At 63.4% G+C, this 17,713-nt stretch carries 15 protein-coding genes; 5 read left to right on the top strand and 10 right to left on the bottom strand.

The window, feature by feature from the left end; all coding sequences use genetic code 11:
• Positions 1–223: 223 nt before the first annotated feature.
• The 5 genes from pgl to tkt are packed head-to-tail and all read right to left on the bottom strand — an operon-like array spanning position 224 to position 6,658.
• Entirely contained in the window at positions 224–970 is a 747-nt protein-coding gene (gene pgl, locus WDS16_RS10010) for a 6-phosphogluconolactonase (RefSeq protein WP_338892425.1), read from the bottom strand.
• On the bottom strand, positions 963–1,871 hold the full coding sequence (gene opcA, locus WDS16_RS10005) for a glucose-6-phosphate dehydrogenase assembly protein OpcA (RefSeq protein ID WP_338892423.1): 909 nt from the start codon (positions 1,869–1,871) through the stop codon (positions 963–965). Before opcA ends, pgl begins: the two co-directional genes overlap by 8 nt.
• Positions 1,868–3,424 carry a glucose-6-phosphate dehydrogenase gene (gene zwf, locus WDS16_RS10000; protein WP_338892422.1) on the bottom strand — a complete coding sequence of 519 codons (1,557 nt, stop codon included), beginning with the start codon at positions 3,422–3,424 and terminating at the stop codon, positions 1,868–1,870. The genes opcA and zwf overlap by 4 nt, the downstream gene beginning before the upstream one ends.
• 3 nt (positions 3,425–3,427) lie before the next feature.
• Complete coding sequence (tal, locus tag WDS16_RS09995) at positions 3,428–4,552, bottom strand: transaldolase (RefSeq protein WP_338892421.1); 1,125 nt, start codon at positions 4,550–4,552, stop codon at positions 3,428–3,430.
• Between the two features lie 6 nt (positions 4,553–4,558).
• The gene (gene tkt, locus WDS16_RS09990) at positions 4,559–6,658 is read right to left on the bottom strand and encodes a transketolase (protein WP_338892420.1); all 2,100 of its coding nucleotides are present in this window, start codon (positions 6,656–6,658) and stop codon (positions 4,559–4,561) included.
• A 274-nt stretch (positions 6,659–6,932) separates the two neighbouring features.
• Between tkt and WDS16_RS09985 the strand changes: the two genes are divergently transcribed.
• Positions 6,933–7,946, top strand: coding sequence for a heme o synthase (locus tag WDS16_RS09985; RefSeq protein WP_338892418.1), 1,014 nt, complete (start codon positions 6,933–6,935; stop codon positions 7,944–7,946).
• Between the two features lie 16 nt (positions 7,947–7,962).
• Here WDS16_RS09985 and WDS16_RS09980 read toward each other — a convergent pair whose 3' ends face one another.
• Entirely contained in the window at positions 7,963–8,928 is a 966-nt protein-coding gene (locus WDS16_RS09980; RefSeq protein WP_338892416.1) for a quinone oxidoreductase, read from the bottom strand.
• Between the two features lie 73 nt (positions 8,929–9,001).
• Here WDS16_RS09980 and WDS16_RS09975 point away from each other — a divergent pair, with 73 nt between their 5' ends.
• Positions 9,002–9,385: a hypothetical protein gene (locus WDS16_RS09975; protein ID WP_338892414.1), complete on the top strand. Its 384-nt coding sequence runs from the start codon at positions 9,002–9,004 to the stop codon at positions 9,383–9,385.
• A gap of 115 nt (positions 9,386–9,500) precedes the next feature.
• On the opposite strand, the gene WDS16_RS09970 is transcribed toward WDS16_RS09975, so the two are convergent.
• The 4 genes from WDS16_RS09970 to mptB are packed head-to-tail and all read right to left on the bottom strand — an operon-like array spanning position 9,501 to position 13,999.
• Positions 9,501–10,460, bottom strand: coding sequence for a heme A synthase (locus WDS16_RS09970; RefSeq protein WP_338892412.1), 960 nt, complete (start codon positions 10,458–10,460; stop codon positions 9,501–9,503).
• A 55-nt stretch (positions 10,461–10,515) separates the two neighbouring features.
• A complete protein-coding gene (locus WDS16_RS09965; protein ID WP_338892410.1) occupies positions 10,516–11,316 on the bottom strand; it encodes an ABC transporter permease in 801 nt (266 codons plus the stop codon).
• Positions 11,313–12,275, bottom strand: a complete 963-nt coding sequence (locus WDS16_RS09960; protein WP_422395774.1) for an ABC transporter ATP-binding protein — start codon at positions 12,273–12,275, stop codon at positions 11,313–11,315. Before WDS16_RS09960 ends, WDS16_RS09965 begins: the two co-directional genes overlap by 4 nt.
• Positions 12,272–13,999, bottom strand: a complete 1,728-nt coding sequence (mptB, locus tag WDS16_RS09955) for a polyprenol phosphomannose-dependent alpha 1,6 mannosyltransferase MptB (RefSeq protein ID WP_338892408.1) — start codon at positions 13,997–13,999, stop codon at positions 12,272–12,274. The genes WDS16_RS09960 and mptB overlap by 4 nt, the downstream gene beginning before the upstream one ends.
• A gap of 168 nt (positions 14,000–14,167) precedes the next feature.
• Between mptB and WDS16_RS09950 the strand changes: the two genes are divergently transcribed.
• Genes WDS16_RS09950 through sufD form a run of 3 tightly spaced genes read left to right on the top strand, consistent with a single transcriptional unit; the run spans position 14,168 to position 17,694 of the window.
• Positions 14,168–15,004: a metalloregulator ArsR/SmtB family transcription factor gene (locus tag WDS16_RS09950; RefSeq protein WP_338892406.1), complete on the top strand. Its 837-nt coding sequence runs from the start codon at positions 14,168–14,170 to the stop codon at positions 15,002–15,004.
• Between the two features lie 53 nt (positions 15,005–15,057).
• A complete protein-coding gene (sufB, locus tag WDS16_RS09945) occupies positions 15,058–16,464 on the top strand; it encodes a Fe-S cluster assembly protein SufB (RefSeq protein ID WP_422395823.1) in 1,407 nt (468 codons plus the stop codon).
• A complete protein-coding gene (sufD, locus tag WDS16_RS09940; protein ID WP_338892403.1) occupies positions 16,465–17,694 on the top strand; it encodes a Fe-S cluster assembly protein SufD in 1,230 nt (409 codons plus the stop codon).
• Positions 17,695–17,713: the final 19 nt, after the last annotated feature.

Here is a 17,713-nt window from a genome sequence, read left to right as displayed (position 1 = left end):
CCGATCCTCTGCGTTGAATGGAACCGGACGGTTGCCGGCCGCGTCCAAAGAAGTATGAGGCAATGCACCGACAGCGCAGGGGGATGGCGCGACGGAACCGCCTACCGCGGGCAGGGTAGGCGGTTCGTCAGGTCCAACACCGCGCACGAAGAACGCTGCGAGGGTGACGACGCAGAACAGCAGCGAAGAGATATCGACGGAGCGGAACCGAATTAGCGGCGTGCTATTTCTTGTCGAGCTTCGATGCAGCGGCGGTGTCCAGGAACCACACAGTCGATTCGGACCCGACCGCGCCGGCCGACGGAACGTCGTCCGAATCGGCTCCGCCCACTGCTGATGCAACGGCGTCGGCCTTGTTCGCCCCCGACACGAGCAACCACACGTGTTGGGCCCGGCGGACAGCAGGGAGCGTCAACGTGATTCGAACCGGAGGAGGCTTGGGGGAGTCCTCGACCGCGACTACATATCGGTGCTGCTCACGCACTGCATCAGTATGTGGGAACAGCGAATTGATGTGGCCTTCGCCTCCCATTCCGAGGAGGTGAATGTCGAACGCTGGAGTGTGCTCGCCGCTCGAACGTGACCCGAGAACCTGTGCGTACGCCGCCGCGGCCACCTCAGGATCACTCCCGTGCGGGCCGTCGGACGCGGCCATCCGAAAGACACGATCCGGGTGCACGCCGACGTGATCGAGCAACGCCTCCGACGCCTGAACCTCGTTGCGCTCGGGATCACCCGAGGGCAGGAAGCGTTCGTCGCCGAAAAAGATGTCGACGTTGCCCCAGTCGATGGCTCCCGAGTCCGCGCGAAGAGCTTCCAACAGCGCGATCCCGGTTCCACCACCCGTGAGCACGACGGACGCCGAACCACGCTCGGCCTGGGCCGACGTCACAACCTCTACGAATCGAGATCGAGCGGCGTCGACCAACGCCTGCGCGTCCAGAAACTGAAGAACCGATGTCTTACTCATAACTCACTTTCGACAGTCCGTTCAAAGCCAGCTCGTAGATCTCGTCGGTGTCGAGACGACGCAACTCCTCGGCGAGGCATTCACGCGTCCCTCGCCGCGCCAGAGCTACTTCCGCGTCCGGTTGACCGGTACGACGCAGCGTCGCGGTCTTGCCGGTCTGCGGACGAGTGATCGAGATACTCGTGGTTTCGCGCTGCAGCTCGACCCGAAGCTCCCCGGTTCGACGATGGACTTCGATTCCGAGCTTCGCTGCAAGCCAACCGGCGAGGATGTCGAGAGCTGGCTCCTCACTGAGGCCGGATACCGTTGCGGACAACACCTTCTCGTGCGGAGCCTGATCGAGCGCAGTCGCGAGAAGACCACGCCAATAAGTGATTCGGCTCCACGAGAGGTCGGTGTCACCGTGGTTGTAGCTGGACAGGCGACTCTTGATCGCCGCAGTGGTGTCGGGCGCGTTCGTCGCATCAGTGATTCGACGAATGGCCAGGCGTCCCAACGGATCCTTGGCTGGAATTTCGGGCGCCTCGTCCGGCCACCACGCAACGATCGGCGTATCCGGCAGAAGAAACGGAATCACCACACTGTGTTCGTGGTTGGCCAGCTCGCCGTTGAGGCGCAACACCACAACCTCGGATGCACCGGCGTCGCCGCCGACTCGAATCTGCGCATCGAGACTGGACTCCGCGGAGCTGTCACCGTGCGTCAGGACGATGACCCGGCAGGGGTGTTCGCGACTTGCCTCGTTCGCCGCAGCGATGGCGCGTTCAGCCTTGCCCGAGTCTCGGCTGGCCACGATGAGCGTGAGTACCCGGCCGATGGTGACAGCGCCCCCCGACTCGCGCAGTTCGACCAACTGTTTGCCGACCTCGGCCGTCGTGGTGGCGGGAATGTCGACAATCACGGCCTTCTCCATTCTCGTCCGGTGCGTTCCATCATTTCGTCGCCCGACGACGGACCCCAGGTTCCGGCCTCATAAGGTTCGGCGGTACCGCCCGAAGCCCAGAATTCGAGAATCGGGTCGAGGATCTTCCACGACAGCTCGACCTCGGCGTTGACCGGGAACAGTGATGGTTCACCGAGCAGGACGTCGAGAATCAAGCGTTCGTACGCCTCGGGTGAGGATTCGGTGAACGCTTGTCCGTAGCTGAAGTCCATGCTGACGTCACGCACCTGCATGCTCGAGCCGGGCACCTTGGAACCGAACCGCATGGTGACACCCTCGTCGGGCTGAACCCGGATGACGAGAGCGTTCTGACCTAGTTCCTCGGTCATCGTGGCGTCGAACGGCAGGTGTGGTGCGCGTTTGAAGACCATGGCGATCTCGGTGACACGACGCCCAAGGGCTTTGCCGGTTCGTAGGTAGAACGGCACCCCGCCCCAGCGGCGAGTGTCCACCTCGAGTGTGATGGCTGCGTAGGTCTCGGTGTTGGATTCGGCGTCGAATCCCTCTTCCTCCTTGAGCCCCTTGACCTTCTGGCTTCCCTGCCATCCCGCTGCGTACTGCCCACGCGCTGACGTCTGATCCAACGGTTCGGCCAGTTTGGTGGCGGACAGAACCTTGATCTTCTCCGACTGAAGCTCGGACGGGCTGAAGCTGACAGGTTCTTCCATGGCCGTGATCGCCAGAAGCTGTAGCAGATGGTTCTGGATGACGTCGCGTGCGGCACCGATGCCGTCGTAATACCCTGCACGACCGCCCAATCCGATGTCCTCGGCCATCGTGATCTGCACATGGTCGACGTAGTGAGCGTTCCAGATCGGATCGAAGAGCTGATTGGCGAACCGCAACGCCAGAATGTTCTGGACGGTCTCTTTGCCGAGGTAGTGGTCGATGCGGAACACCCGGTCTTCCGGAAACACACGGTTCACCACCGCGTTGAGTTCCTTGGCGCTCGCCAGGTCATGGCCGAACGGCTTCTCGATCACCACGCGTCGCCACTTGTCGTCTTCACTCCGAGCTAGACCGGAACGCGAAAGTTGCTCCAACACAACAGGAAACGCGCCAGGCGGAATGGATAGATAGAAGGCGTGATTGCCGCCGGTGCCGCGAGTGGAGTCCAGCTCGGCGAGCGTCGACGCGAGCGTGTCGAAGGCGGCGTCGTCGTCGAAGGATCCCTGGACGAATCGGAATCCCTCGGCGAGGGTGTCCCAGACTTCTTCACTGAACGGGGTGCGCGCGTGATCCCGCACCGAATCGTGCACGATCTTGGCGAAATCCTGATCTGCCCAGTCCCGGCGGGCAAAACCGACCAGGGCGAAACCGGGGGGCAGAAGCCCCCGGTTCGCCAGGTCGTACACCGCAGGCATGAGCTTCTTTCGTGCCAGATCGCCTGTGACACCGAAAATTACCAGGCTGCATGGTCCGGCAATTCGAGGGAGACGCTTGTCACGAGGGTCACGGAGCGGGTTGTGCCACTCCGCATGATCCTTGAGGTTCGAGTCTGCGGCGCTCACGTATCAGCTCTTCTGGCTCGCTTGGCGAAGCTGCTCGCCAGTGGCCTCCAGCAGTTCGTTCCACGATGCCTCGAACTTCTCGACGCCTTCGTTCTCGAGGGTGACGAAGACGTCGGTGATGTCGATGCCGATCGCCGACAACTTGTCGAAGACCTCCTGGGACTCGACGCCCTTGCCCGAGATGGTGTCGCCCGTGACCTCGCCGTGGTCGGCGACGGCGTCGAGTGTCTTTTCCGGCATGGTGTTGACAGTGTTGGGGGACACCAGGTCGGTGACATACAGCGTGTCCGGGTACGCAGGATTCTTCACACCCGTCGATGCCCAGAGCGGACGCTGTGGGCGCCCACCGGAGCCGGCGAGCTCGTGGAAGCGAGGCCCGACCTCGAACGTCTGCTGGTACGCGACGTACGCCAGCCGCGCATTGGCCAATGCAGCCTTGCCCTTGAGCGCTTCGGCGTCGGGCGTCCCGATCTTGTCGAGTCGTGCGTCGATTTCGGTATCGACACGCGAGACGAAGAACGATGCAACCGAGTGGATCTTGTCGAGGTCGTGTCCGGCTGCCCGAGCAGCTTCGAGACCATCCAGGTACGCGCCGATGACGGCCTCGTAGCGCTCCACGGAGAAGATCAGTGTGACGTTGACGCTGATGCCCTCGCCGATCACCTTCGCGATCGCCGGGATGCCCGCCTCGGTAGCCGGGATCTTGATCAGCACGTTGGGACGGTCGACGATCTTCCACAGCTCGATTGCCTGAGCGATCGTCTTGTCGGTGTCGTGAGCCAAACGTGGGTCGACCTCGATCGAGACCCGGCCGTCGACTCCCGCCGACGACTGGAAGACCGGAGCGAAGATGTCGCAGGCGTTGCGTACGTCGTCGGTCGTGACGGTACGGATCGTGGCATCCACGTCGGCCCCGCGCTCGGCCAACTCGTTGACCTGTGCGTTGTAGGCATCACCCTTGCTGAGTGCTGCCTGGAAGATCGACGGGTTCGTCGTCACACCGACGACACTCTTTGTGTCGATCAGTTCCTGCAGGTTGCCGGACGAGATGCGGTCGCGAGAGAGATCGTCGAGCCAGACGGATACGCCTGCTGCGGACAGATCTGCGAGGTTCTTGTTCTGAGTCATTGGGGGTTATCCCTTCACATTGGTGATCGAGCGCTGCGCGGCCGCGGTCACGGCCTCGGCAGTGAATCCGAACTCACGGAAGAGCGTCTTGGCGTCCGCGGATTCGCCGTAGTGCTCGAGGGAGATGATCTCGCCGAAGCCGCCGACGATCTTCCACCACGGCATCGCGATGCCGGCTTCGATCGACACACGAGCCTTGACGGTCGGCGGGATGACCTGGTCGCGGTAATTCTGATCCTGGCTTTCGAACCATTCGACGCACGGCATCGACACGACACGCGCAGCAATTCCCTGTGCTTCGAGTTGCTTCTGCGCCTCGACGGCGTACTGCAATTCGGACCCGGTGCCGATGAGCACGACGTCGGGTGCTGCCTTGGAGGACTCGGAGAGGATGTAGCCGCCCTTCGATACACCCTCGTAGCTCGTTCCCTCAAGAATGGGGATGCCCTGACGCGTCAGAGCCAAACCGACAGGACCGCTGCTGCTGGATCGCGCGAGAACCGCCTGCCACGCGTAGGCAGTCTCGTTTGCGTCACCTGGGCGAACCACCGACAGGTTTGGGATGGCGCGCAGCGCGGCGAGGTGCTCGACCGGCTGATGCGTCGGACCGTCTTCACCGAGTCCGATGGAGTCGTGAGTCCAGACGTAGATGGGATCGATGTCCATCAACGACGCCAACCGGACTGCCGGACGCATGTAGTCGCTGAACTGCATGAACGTGCCGCCGTAGGCGCGGGTCGGTCCGTGCATGACGATGCCGGACAGAATTGCGCCCATTGCGTGCTCGCGAATGCCGAAGTGCAGCGTGCGACCGTAGGGCTCGGCATCCCAGTCGTCTGTCGAGATCGACGTGGGACCGAACGACTTCGCTCCCTTGATCGTGGTGTTGTTGCTACCGGCAAGGTCGGCGGATCCGCCCCACAGCTCGGGTAGGACCGGTCCCACGGCATTGAGGACCTCGCCGGACGCCGCGCGGGTTGCGATGGCTTTGCTGCCCGGTTCCCAGGTAGGGAGGACGTCGGTCCAGCCCTCGGGGAGGTCTCCGGCCGTCAGTCGGTCGAGAAGCTGCTTGCGCTCGGGCTCGCGTACGGCCCAGGCGTCGAATTCGGTGTTCCACTCGGCGTGCGCCTTGCGTCCGCGTTCGGTGAGCGCACGGGTGTGCGCGATGACCTCGTCGGTGACCTCGAACTTCTTCTCCGGGTCGAAACCGAGGGCCTTCTTGACCTTCTCGATTTCCTCGTCGCCGAGTGCAGCGCCGTGCACTGCACCGGTGTTCATCATGGTCGGTGCGGGGAAACCGATGATGGTGCGCAGAACGATGATCGACGGCTTGTCGGTGACGGCCTTGGCCGCCTCGATGGCTTCCTCGATCGCAGTGACGTTCTCGCCGCCTTCCACTACCTGAACGTGCCAGCCGTACGCCTCGTAGCGCGCGGCCGTGTTCTCCGACAGTGCGATGTCGGTCGAGTGTTCGATCGAGATCTTGTTGTCGTCGTAGAACAGGATCAGGTTGCCGAGCTGCTGCGTTCCGGCCAGCGACGAGGCCTCGGAGGTGATGCCCTCCTCGATGTCCCCGTCGGAAGCGATGACGTAGATGAAGTGGTCGAACGGGCTGTCTCCGAGGGCGGGCTCGGGATCGAACAGTCCACGCTCACGTCGCGATGCCATCGCCATACCGACTGCCGAGGCCAATCCCTGGCCGAGAGGGCCGGTGGTGATCTCGACGCCGTCGGTGTGGCGGAATTCTGGGTGGCCGGGAGTCTTCGACTTGTAGGTGCGCAACGACTCGATGTCGATCAATTCGAGACCGAAGCCGCCCAAGTACAGCTGCAGGTAGAGGGTCAGGCTCGAGTGACCGCACGAGAGAACGAATCGGTCGCGACCGATCCAGGTGGTGTCGGTCGGATCGTGACGCATCGTGCGCTGAAAGAGCGTGTAGGCGAGCGGCGCCAGGCTCATTGCGGTGCCGGGGTGACCGTTGCCGACCTTCTGTACCGCATCCGCCGCGAGGACTCTGACGGTGTCGACCGCCCTGGTGTCCAGGTCCGTCCAGTCGCTGGGGTGGTGCGCCGTGGTGAGGACGTCAATATCGTCTGTGATCGACACGAGCAGAGATCTCCTGACATTGGTACGAGTGAGGCCGTAACGCGACCGATCGCGATGTGGATCTTTCGCGTCCGCTACCAGCCTAGTTCCGTCCGCGCCCGCTGTCGTGCCTTCCCCCCATTGGACGGCTGCAACGCACTTTGGGTGCCCTGAGAATTGGAGACGGGGTACTCGACGTCTACCATCGCCTGTAGTAGTGCGCGCCGCACCGATGATCGGTGGAGATGTGCGCGCTGACGATCATGTGTGTTTCGAGCCCGTGCAAGGAGACGTAGTGCGAATTGGGCAGCAGCCGGGCGGCCACGGATTCGCAGGCGGCCCTGGTCATCCCGACGACCACGAGCTCGAGGACTTCGGCGACGATGGTGCTCCCGTGAAGTCGGCGCCGCGCCGGGCGCTTGCCCTGGTCATGGCCTATATTGCCTTGACCAAGCCGCGAGTCATCGAACTTCTGCTCGTCACAACCATCCCGGCGATGCTGTTGGCCGATCGCGGCCAGGTGCAGCCGGGCCTCATTCTGACGACGCTGTTCGGCGGCATGCTTGCTGCAGCAAGTGCGAACTGCCTCAATATGGTTGCGGACGCAGACATCGACAAGGTCATGGCTCGTACCGCGAAACGACCGCTCGCGCGCGGTGCGATGCCGGTCTCACACGCGTTCGTGTTCGGTGTGACGCTCGGGATCGTGTCGTTCTTCTGGCTGTGGGCCACCACGAACCTGCTCAGTGGAATCCTCGCTGTCGTCACCATCTGCTTCTACATCTTCGTATACACACTCGTTCTCAAGCGTCGGACGTCGCAGAACGTGGTGTGGGGTGGTGCGGCCGGCTGTATGCCCGTGATGATCGGCTGGTCTGCAGTGACCGGAACGATCGGCTGGCAGGCCGTGGTGATGTTCATGGTCATCTTCCTGTGGACCCCACCTCATACCTGGGCTCTCATGCTTCGGTACAAGGAGGACTACCAGGCGGCGAATGTGCCGATGCTGCCTGCGGTGGCGTCGGAGACCAAGGTCACCAAGCACATCGTGGTGTATGCATGGGCCACTGTCGCCGCGACTCTTGCGCTGGCTCCCGGGTCGGGTGTGATCTACGCCGTCGTGGCACTGGCGTCGGGGATCTGGTTCCTCGTAGTAGCGCATCGACTCTATGCAGGGGTGCGGGCCGGGACCCCGGTCAAACCTCTCAAGCTCTTCATTCTGTCCAACGAATACCTGGCGCTGGTGTTCTGCGGTCTTGCAGTCGATTCCGTCCTAGGTTGGGACACTCTCGCCCAGCTGTTGACCTGAGGCGCGTACTCGAGGATCAGGGGATCAGCACGATGGACCCTGTCGTACGACGCGCTTCGAGGTCTTCGTGCGCAGCAGCGGCATTCGCCAGCGGATAGCGTGCGCCGACTCGGATGTCGAGAGTGCCGTCGGATACCGCCTTGAACACCTCACCCGCACGCCATTCCAGTTCACTGCGGTCACGAACGTAGTGGGCAAGTGTAGGGCGCGTCAGGAAGAGTGAACCTGCCGGGTTGAGTCGCTGCGGGTCGAACGGCGGCACTGGACCACTCGCAGCACCGAACAGCGCAAGTGTTCCGCGGATGCGCAACGACGCCAGGCTTTGCTCGAAAGTCGCAGCGCCGACACCGTCGTAAACGGCGTGGACACCCTCCCCGTGGGTGAGTTCGCGGACCCGTGCGGCGATGTCGTCGTCGTACCGCACTACATCGAATGCGCCTGCGGTGCGCGAGAGTTGTTCCTTCTCGTCCGTGGATACGGTGCTGACGACCCGGACACCCCGAGCGACCGCAAGCTGGGTCAAGATCAGCCCGACGCCACCTGCGCCGGCATGGACGAGGACGGTCTCACCGGACCGCGCCGGGTAGGTCGACCGGATCAAATAGTGCGCAGTCATGCCCTGGAGCAGCGTCGACGCGGCCTGATCGGCAGGCACACATTCAGGCACTGCCACGGCGCCGCGCGCGGGGACCAGGACTTGCTCGGCATAGCTGCCGGGGGCGCTCGCCCAGGCGACGCGCTGGCCGACGAAGAACTCACTCACCTCGGCGCCGACATGCTCTACGACGCCGCATCCCTCGTCACCCGGCACATAGGGAAGTTCACGGCTGTACAACCCACTGCGGAAGTACGTGTCGATGAAGTTGACTCCTGCCGCCTCGACCCGGACGAGCAGTTCTCCTGGCCCGGGGACCGGCTCTGGAAGGTCGACCGTAGTCATCACCTCGGGGCCACCGGGTTCGCGAATCTCCACTGCGCGCATGCTCCCGTTCTACACGGGCGACAAATGCGGGTAGCGGCGCGGATGAAGTTACCGGCGGGTATCCTTCCCAGGTATGGCGACCGAAGCAGAGAACACGACATCGGACACGGACGCGGGCACCGACACCGCGGTGAAGGTTCCGCCCCATGCATTGTCCGCGATCAAGGCATTCGTCGGCGAACACGGTGGCACCGGGAACGTGGTCATCCAGCCGATCGGCCGTGTGGGCACACGGGTGACTCTCGTCGGCGCCGATGGCGTTCTCGGTGATCAGGTCGTGGAGAACAACGACATTGCCCACGCACTCGTCGACGCGGTTGGGGGACTTACCGAGTCGGAATGGGATCGCGAGCTTGTCAGCTCGGTGAACCCTGCTCCCGGGCACTACCGCAAGATGGCTGGGTGGGTTGCTCGACAGACGCGATTCCCCAAAGCGCGCAATGCTGCGATGGAATAGAGCTCGAGGAAAAAAATAGTTCGGCACTTCAGGGAACCGTTGGACGGCTTGTTGCGTCGAAACATATGGAGAGGTAGTCGGTCGTCTGAGGGGGAGACCGGCTACCTCTCCTCTTTCACGCTCTGCTCGGCTCGACCGATGGCGTTCGCACTCGGCATGCGGCCCACACGGCTGCCGTTGCGGCGGTGCACGCTCCGGCTCCCGCAACGTGCACCGCGACCAGCGCGGCGGGCACGTCGGTCAAGTACTGAACGATGCCGACGAGCGACTGCGCGAGAACAATTGCGACGACGATCTTCAAGCGTCTCTTGACTATTTCCGGAGCCTTGACGGCGTAGAGCGCAAATCCGAGGCCGATCAGCAACGCGAGATATCCCACCAAGAGTTGTGAGTGCAGGTGGACTAGCGTCACGACCTCCACCTGGAAGCGGGGGACCGGTTCATCGATGCTCTTGTCTCCGGCATGCGGGCCGGCCCCGGTCACCATCGTGCCTGCGATGAGAACACCGGCGAGCAGTATTCCCGACAGCCCGGTGAGAAGTCGCAGAGGTTCGGGAACCGTCTTGGTCACCAGCAAGTCGGAATCGCGTTCACAGATCTTGAAGTACAGCAATGTCGCCAACCACACCATCGCCATCGATGCGACGAAGTGGATCGCAACGGTCCACCACAGTAGGCCGGTGAGCACAGTGACTCCACCGAGAATGGCTTGTACGACGGTGCCGAGGGGCATCAGCCACGCAAAAACGAGGACCCCGCGGCGACGGCGGGCGCGAGTGACCGCGAGCACGACCGCGGCGGCCGCGAGTACCACGACGAACGTGAGCAGCCGATTTCCGAATTCGACGGCTTGGTGCAGGACCGGAACTTCGGAGACACCGACGGGTGTGAAGCTGCCTGGAAAGCACTGCGGCCACGTCGGGCACCCGAGACCGGACGCGGTGACCCGAACGATCGCTCCGGTCACGGCTATCCCGCCCTGGGTGAGGATCACGATGATCGCCAGGATCTTCTGCATCCGCAACGACGGCAGTGGCAATCGGTCGACTAGACGCAGGAACACTCGATACAGCACGTGACGATGGTAAACGGCGATCAACTACACGCTGTCGTTGACCCCGTCTGCCTGTTCAGGTGAACCGGAACGTGCGGACCGCGAGCCAGCCGCACAGAAGCGCCCACCCGGTGAGGACAGCGATCCCGAACCAGTCGAGCGAGCCGGTCACGGCTTGCCCGAGCGCTTCGGCCAGGGCGCCGGACGGCACAAGGCGAGCAATGGTGTGTAGTGCGGAGGGTAGGTCCTCGGCTAGCACGACGAGCGAGCCGATCCCCAGCATGACGAACCAGAGGATATTCGCGAGCGCGAGAACGATCTCGGCCCGCAGAGTGCCGCCGAGCAGCAGGCCCATTGTCGCGAACGTCACGGTCCCGAGTGCGATCACCACTGCACCCAGAAGTAGCCCAGCCGCGGCGGGGCGCCAGCCGAGTGCAAGGCCGATCGACCCCAGCACGACCGACTGCAACACGACGACCAGCAGTACGGCGGCTGCCTTGCCCCCGATGATTCCCCACTTTGGTAGCGGCGTCGCACCCAGACGTTTGAGCGCACCGTAGCGGCGGTCGAATCCGACTGCAATGGCCTGACCGGTGAAGGCCGTCGACATGACGGCCACCATCATCACGGCCGGAACGACCTGGTTCACCGGTTCGGTGCCCATCGCGCCCAGCGGTAGCAGCGTCAGCCCGACCAGGAGGGTGATCGGTATGAACATGGTGAGAAGGAGTTGTTCACCGTTGCGGAGCAACAGCTTCAATTCGAGGAAAGACTGCGCCGTCAACATGACCATCGGCGAACTGGGCTGCGGCTTCGGGGTGAAAAGTCCGACTTCGAAGCGATTGTCGGCCACCCGGACATCCCTGCGCGCCGTCATCGTCTCAGCTCCCTGCCGGTCAGTTCCAGAAATACGTCTTCCAGGCGCCGTTGGTCGACCTGGAGTTCGGTTGCCAGTACGTCTTGTTCGGCGCACCACGACGTGACGGTGACCAGGATCGGCGGCTCGATGACTCCCTCGATCACATACGACCCTGGAGTCTCTTCGATCGGGTGGTACCCCGCAGGGAGAGCCGCATCGAGCAGAGACAGCTCGAGGCGCGGAGGGGCGCTGAATCGCAACCGACCTTCGGCGCCTTGTTTGGTCAGCTCGGACGCTGTCCCGGAGGCAACGATCTTGCCGTGATCGATGATGACCAGTTCGTCGGCGAGTTGCTCTGCCTCGTCCATTAGGTGTGTGGTGATGAGGACGCTGACACCGTCACGGCGAAGTGCGTCGATCAACTCCCAGACAAGCAGCCGTGCCTGCGCGTCGAGCCCTGCGGTCGGCTCGTCGAGGAAGACCAGTTCAGGTCGGCCGACGATCGCGCAGGCCAGTGCCAGTCGTTGCTGCTGCCCACCGGACAGGCGTCGGTATGGGGTCTTGACTGCGTGCTCCAAGCCGAGACAGTCGAGAAGCCAATCGGGATCGAGCGGGTCGGCCGAGTACGACGCGACGAGTCGGAGCATTTCCCCGGCTTTCGCGCCCGGATACGCACCACCGCCTTGCAACATGACGCCGATGCGCGGGCGAAGCTGAGCGGATTGGGCGATGGGATCGAGACCCAGTACCCGGACCGTGCCCGAGTCCGGAGTGACGAACCCTTCGCACATCTCCACGGTCGTGGTCTTGCCTGCGCCGTTGGGACCGAGCAGTGCAAGTACCTGCGCTTGACCGACCTCGAGTCGGAGCCCGTCGACTGCCGGCACGCCGTCGTACGTCTTTCGTACGTCGGTCAACTGCACTGCGGGCTGGGTCGACGTCGACGCACCGCTTCTTCTCTGCGCACCGGCGATCACGAGGAACCAGCGTATTCCTCGCCCGCTCGGCCCGGCACCGGTGGTCCGGTCGTGCCGCGCCACGGCAGACGTGAGCGGGTGAGCAGAAACAGAATTCCAATGGTCAAGATGGTCATCACCGCAGCTTGAACGATCTGGAACGGCTGGTATTCGCTCCCGTTCGGCATCAGGATGACACTCACGATCGAGGAGAAGACGATTGCGGGTCCGCGGAATGCACGCGTCGTCGCCCACGCCGCGAGCGGCGTGACTGCCCACAGCAGATACCAAGGCTGGACCACCGGGAACAGCAGGACCACCGCGCCCAAAGTCACCCCGAGAGCGCCGACCGGATGCAGTCTTCCCTTCAGCACCGCAACCAGCATGCGCAACGCGACGAACCCGGCGACGACGGCGGCGATCGGACGAGTGAGTCCGAGCACAGCGGTCGTATGGTCTCCCAGCCCGAGAAGAACCCCTGCGAACCCGGTACCGAGACCGAGGATCGTCGGTATCGACATCCAGCTCCGCACGACGCCCGCCGTTCCGAGCGTGTTTATCCACCCGAAGCCCAACCCGCTGACGACGCTGACCCCGCCGATGATGACGATGCTGACGGCCCCGAGAAGTGCCGCAGACGACAGAACCGCCCGCGGCGTTCCGCCCCATCTCTTGGCAAGTGCCATTCCGACGAAACCGAGTGCGAGCAACGACGGAATCTTCACCGTCGACGACAACGCTATGAGACCGGCACCGGCTATCAGGAGCAGCAGTGGTTTTCCGTGCAGCGCCTTCGCGGATCCGATCGCACGCAGACCCAACTCGGTACCCGCCAGCATCAGGCCGATCATCAATGCCTCGTTGTGGATGCCCGCCACAAGGTGAAAAAGAAGGAGGGGGTTGGCGGCGCCGAGCCACAGCGCGCTGACCGAGGCGACACCACATCGACGTGCAAGGCGGGGAAGCGCCCACACGATCAGTGCGACGCCGGCCAGGGCGAGCAGGCGATGAAAGAAGATGCCGGCGACGATGTTCTCACCGGTCAACCAGGTGATTCCTCGACCCATCCAGAGAAATAGCGGGCCGTAGGGGGCCGGCGTGTCGCGCCAGATGTTCGGCACCGTACGAGTGAGGACGTTGTCGACGCCTAGGGCCCCAGCGGGGCCGATCGCATAGGGATCGAGTCCGCGTGCGGTGATCTCGCTCTGCGCGAGATACGAGTAGACGTCGCGGCTGAACATCGGGGGCGCAACACACAGCGGCAGAATCCACAAGAGGAGCGTCCGGTCCAGCTGAGAGCGCGTCAGCCGTCGGGGCACGTTGCCGTCGCGGAGCCGACCGACTGCGAATCTGCCGAGCAGCAGCCAGGCCAGCACTACCATCACCGTGCCGATCATCGTCACGGTCAGTGCGGTGGTCGCCATCCGAGAGGGCAGGCTGAGTATCCGAATACCGACGACGGGGTTCTGAAGCACCGGCTGTGCGCCTGCTCCGAGCGCACCGAGAGACATCATGATCGCTCCGGCGGCCCCGAAACGTCGGATTCCTCGCAGTTGCCCGGTCTCGGCTTCGTTCAGGCCGGGCGCTTCGGCCTCGTCGCCGTGAAGTACCGAAACACTCGAGGAGGGTTGGTTCGCATCGAGGCCGACGACCCGCCTGACGGCGTGGGTGACGCGCGCGCGAAACGGCGGTTCTGCGTCCGGCCGAGTCTCGTTGGAGTTCTGCTCGTCTGCGGTCGGTGGCACGTTGGCAGCGTAGCCGTGACCACTTCGAACCTCTGACGGCCATTCGCGATGGCGGGCTCGAGGAGATGTTCAACTCCCCACGAGCGCGAAGTATTCCCTGGTCCTGCCATCGGGTGAAGAAGGGCACCCTTGCTGGACCGGTGTCCACAATTCCGTCACACTGGTGTTGTGAAAACAGCAACGAGCTCTACGCGTGCGGATGGAAGTGTCGATGACGGCACGACTCCTCCGTCGGAAGTCGAGGCTGTGCTGAGTTCTTCTGCCGCTGGTCAGGGTACCGCGGGTCAGGAAGGACACACTCGTTCCGCCGTCGTGACGCTGCTTCTCGAAGAGGGTCCGATCACCGCATCGGATATCGGTAATCGGCTCGGCTTGAGCGCAGCAGGCGTTCGCCGCCACCTCGAAGCTCTCATCGACAACGGTGAAGCACGTATCGCGCCGGTGCGCGCACTCCGTCAGCGCGGCCGTGGCCGCCCCGCCAAGCACTTCCAGCTGACCGCCGTAGGGCGCAACAAGCTCGGCCACACGTACGACGACCTTGCCGGTGCCGCGATGCGTCAGCTTCGCAAGATCGGTGGTGACGCTGCAATCGAGACCTTCGCACGTCAGCGGGTCGATGCCATCGTGGCTGACGTCGAACCAGTGGACGGTGACCGCCCCGCCGACGTCGAGGAAGCCGCCGACCGCATTGCGGACGCATTCACCGCTGCTGGGTTCGCCGCATCGACGCGGGTCGTGGGCAACGGTGTCCAGATTTGCCAACACCACTGCCCGGTGTCACACGTCGCCGCAGAATTTCCCGAGCTCTGCGACGCGGAGCGTGCGGCGTTCACCGAGTTGCTCGGCACCCACGTGCAACGCCTTGCGACCATCGCGAACGGTGACTGCGCGTGCACAACTCACGTACCCCTCAACATGCCGACAAGACGATCCACCCCCTCCACAATGTCCGGTGCGCAGCCCCGCGCCGGAGAACGCACAAGCCTCCGGAAGGAGCTCGCATGACCGTCACACCAGATCAGGTGGCACCAGCAGCACCGATGACCCCCGCAGTGCCGATGACGCAGGACGAGACCATCGCCTCGCTCGGCACCTACGGCTACGGTTGGTCCGACTCGGACGCCGCCGGTGAAAGCGCGAAGCGCGGCCTGTCGGAAGCAGTCGTGCGGGACATCTCCTCCAAGAAGAGCGAGCCCGAGTGGATGTTGGAGGCTCGGCTCAAGGCGCTGAAGACCTTCGACCGCAAGCCGATGCCGAACTGGGGTTCCAACCTCGACGGAATCGACTTCGACAACATCAAGTACTTCGTTCGCTCCAGTGAAAAGCAGGCCGCGACGTGGGACGACCTGCCGGAGGACATCAAGAATACGTACGACAAGCTCGGCATCCCCGAGGCGGAGAAGCAGCGCCTGGTCTCCGGCGTCGCAGCTCAGTACGAGTCCGAGGTGGTCTACCACTCGATTCGTGAGGATCTCGAAGCGCAGGGCGTCCTGTTCCTCGACACCGACACCGCGCTCAAGGAGCAGCCCGAGCTGTTCCGCGAGTACTTCGGCACGGTTATTCCTGCCGGCGACAACAAGTTCTCCGCGTTGAACACAGCCGTGTGGTCGGGTGGCTCGTTCATCTACGTGCCGCCGGGTGTGCACGTCGACATCCCGCTGCAGGCGTATTTCCGGATCAATACCGAGAACATGGGTCAGTTCGAGCGCACGCTGATCATCGTCGACGAAGGTGCATACGTGCACTACGTCGAGGGTTGCACCGCACCGATCTACAAGTCGGACTCGCTGCACTCCGCAGTTGTGGAGATCATCGTGAAGAAGGGTGGTCGGTGCCGCTACACGACCATCCAGAACTGGTCGAACAACGTGTACAACCTGGTCACCAAGCGAGCCAAGGCCGAGGCCGGCGCCACGATGGAGTGGATCGACGGCAACATCGGGTCCAAGGTCACCATGAAGTACCCGGCTGTATGGATGACCGGCGAGTACGCGAAGGGCGAGGTTCTCTCCGTCGCGTTTGCCGGCCCGGATCAGCACCAGGACACCGGTTCCAAGATGCTGCACCTGGCGCCGCACACCTCGTCGAACATCGTGAGCAAGTCGGTGGCGCGTGGCGGAGGCCGCACGTCGTACCGCGGCCTGATCCAGATCAACAAGGGTGCATATGGTTCACGCTCGACAGTGAAGTGCGACGCGCTCCTCGTCGACACGATCTCGCGTTCGGACACCTACCCGTACGTGGATATCCGCGAGGACGATGTCTCGATGGGGCACGAGGCAACCGTGTCCAAGGTCAGCGATGATCAGCTGTTCTACCTGATGAGCCGTGGTCTGACCGAGGACGAAGCGATGGCGATGGTCGTGCGAGGTTTCGTCGAACCGATCGCTCGCGAGCTTCCGATGGAATACGCGCTCGAGCTCAACCGGCTCATCGAGCTTCAGATGGAAGGGTCGGTCGGATAAGTGAGTAATTCTCATACAGGAGTTCCACTCGACGGCGTGATCGGCGCCGTCACTGGCGAGAATCCGACCTCGGGCAGGGAAGACAAGTCGAAGCTCGTCGCCAACAAGGGTGCTCAGTTCACCTCCTACGACGTCGACGCCTTCGAAATTCCGTCCGGTCGCGATGAGCTGTGGCGCTTCACACCGCTGCGGCGGCTGCGTGGTCTTCACGATGGATCCGCGTCGGCCAGCTCGGCCGCCGATATCGCGGTGTCCGCACCCCAGGGTGTGACGATCGAGAAGGTCGGTCGTGACGACAAGCGTCTCGGCGTCGCCGGTGTCCCCGCCGACCGCGTCGCAGCCCAGGCGTATTCGGCGTTCGCCGAGGCGACCGTAGTGACTGTTGCGTCGGAGGTCGAGGTGGACGGGCCCGTCGACATCACGGTCACCGGACCCGGCGTCGATGCAGTCGCGTACGGGCACCTGCAGATTCGACTCGAGAAGTTCGCGAAAGCGACCGTGGTGATCGATCAGATCGGTAGCGGTACGTACGCCGAGAACATCGAGTTCGTCGTCGACGACAGTGCACACCTGACAGTCGTGCTGATTCAGGACTGGGAGACCGATGCTGTGCACGTGGGTGCGCATCATGCTCGCCTCGGTCGCGACTCGGTGCTCCGCCACTTCAACGTCAGCCTCGGCGGCGACCTGGTTCGCGTCAGTCCGACGGTGCACTACGACGCTCCGGGCGGCGACGCCGAGCTCTTCGGTCTGTACTTCGCGGATGCCGGTCAGCACCTCGAACAGCGGCTGCTGGTGGACCACACGGCTCCCAAGTGCAAGTCGAACGTGCTCTACAAGGGCGCACTTCAGGGTGAGACCGGACCGGGAAAGGTCGACGCACACACCGTGTGGATCGGGGACGTGCTCATTCGCGCGGAAGCCGAGGACACCAGCACGTTCGAGTTCAATCGCAATCTCGTCCTCACCGACGGCGCACGCGCGGACTCCGTGCCGAACCTCGAGATCGAAACGGGTGAGATCCTCGGTGCCGGACACGCAAGTGCCACCGGCCGATTCGACGACGAGCAGTTGTTCTACCTACGCGCTCGCGGAATTTCCGAAGAAGCGGCTCGCCGTTTGATCGTGCGCGGGTTCTTCCACGAGATCATCGACCGGATTCCGGTGGCCGCGGTACGCGAGCGACTCGACGCCGCCATCGAGACCGAACTCGCCATCACCGGCGCCTAGTCATACACACGAACTTCGT

The sequence above is a fragment of the Rhodococcus sovatensis genome, from assembly GCF_037327425.1.
Taxonomy (GTDB): domain Bacteria; phylum Actinomycetota; class Actinomycetes; order Mycobacteriales; family Mycobacteriaceae; genus Rhodococcoides; species Rhodococcoides sovatense.
This window is presented reverse-complemented; position numbering and strand designations above follow the sequence as displayed.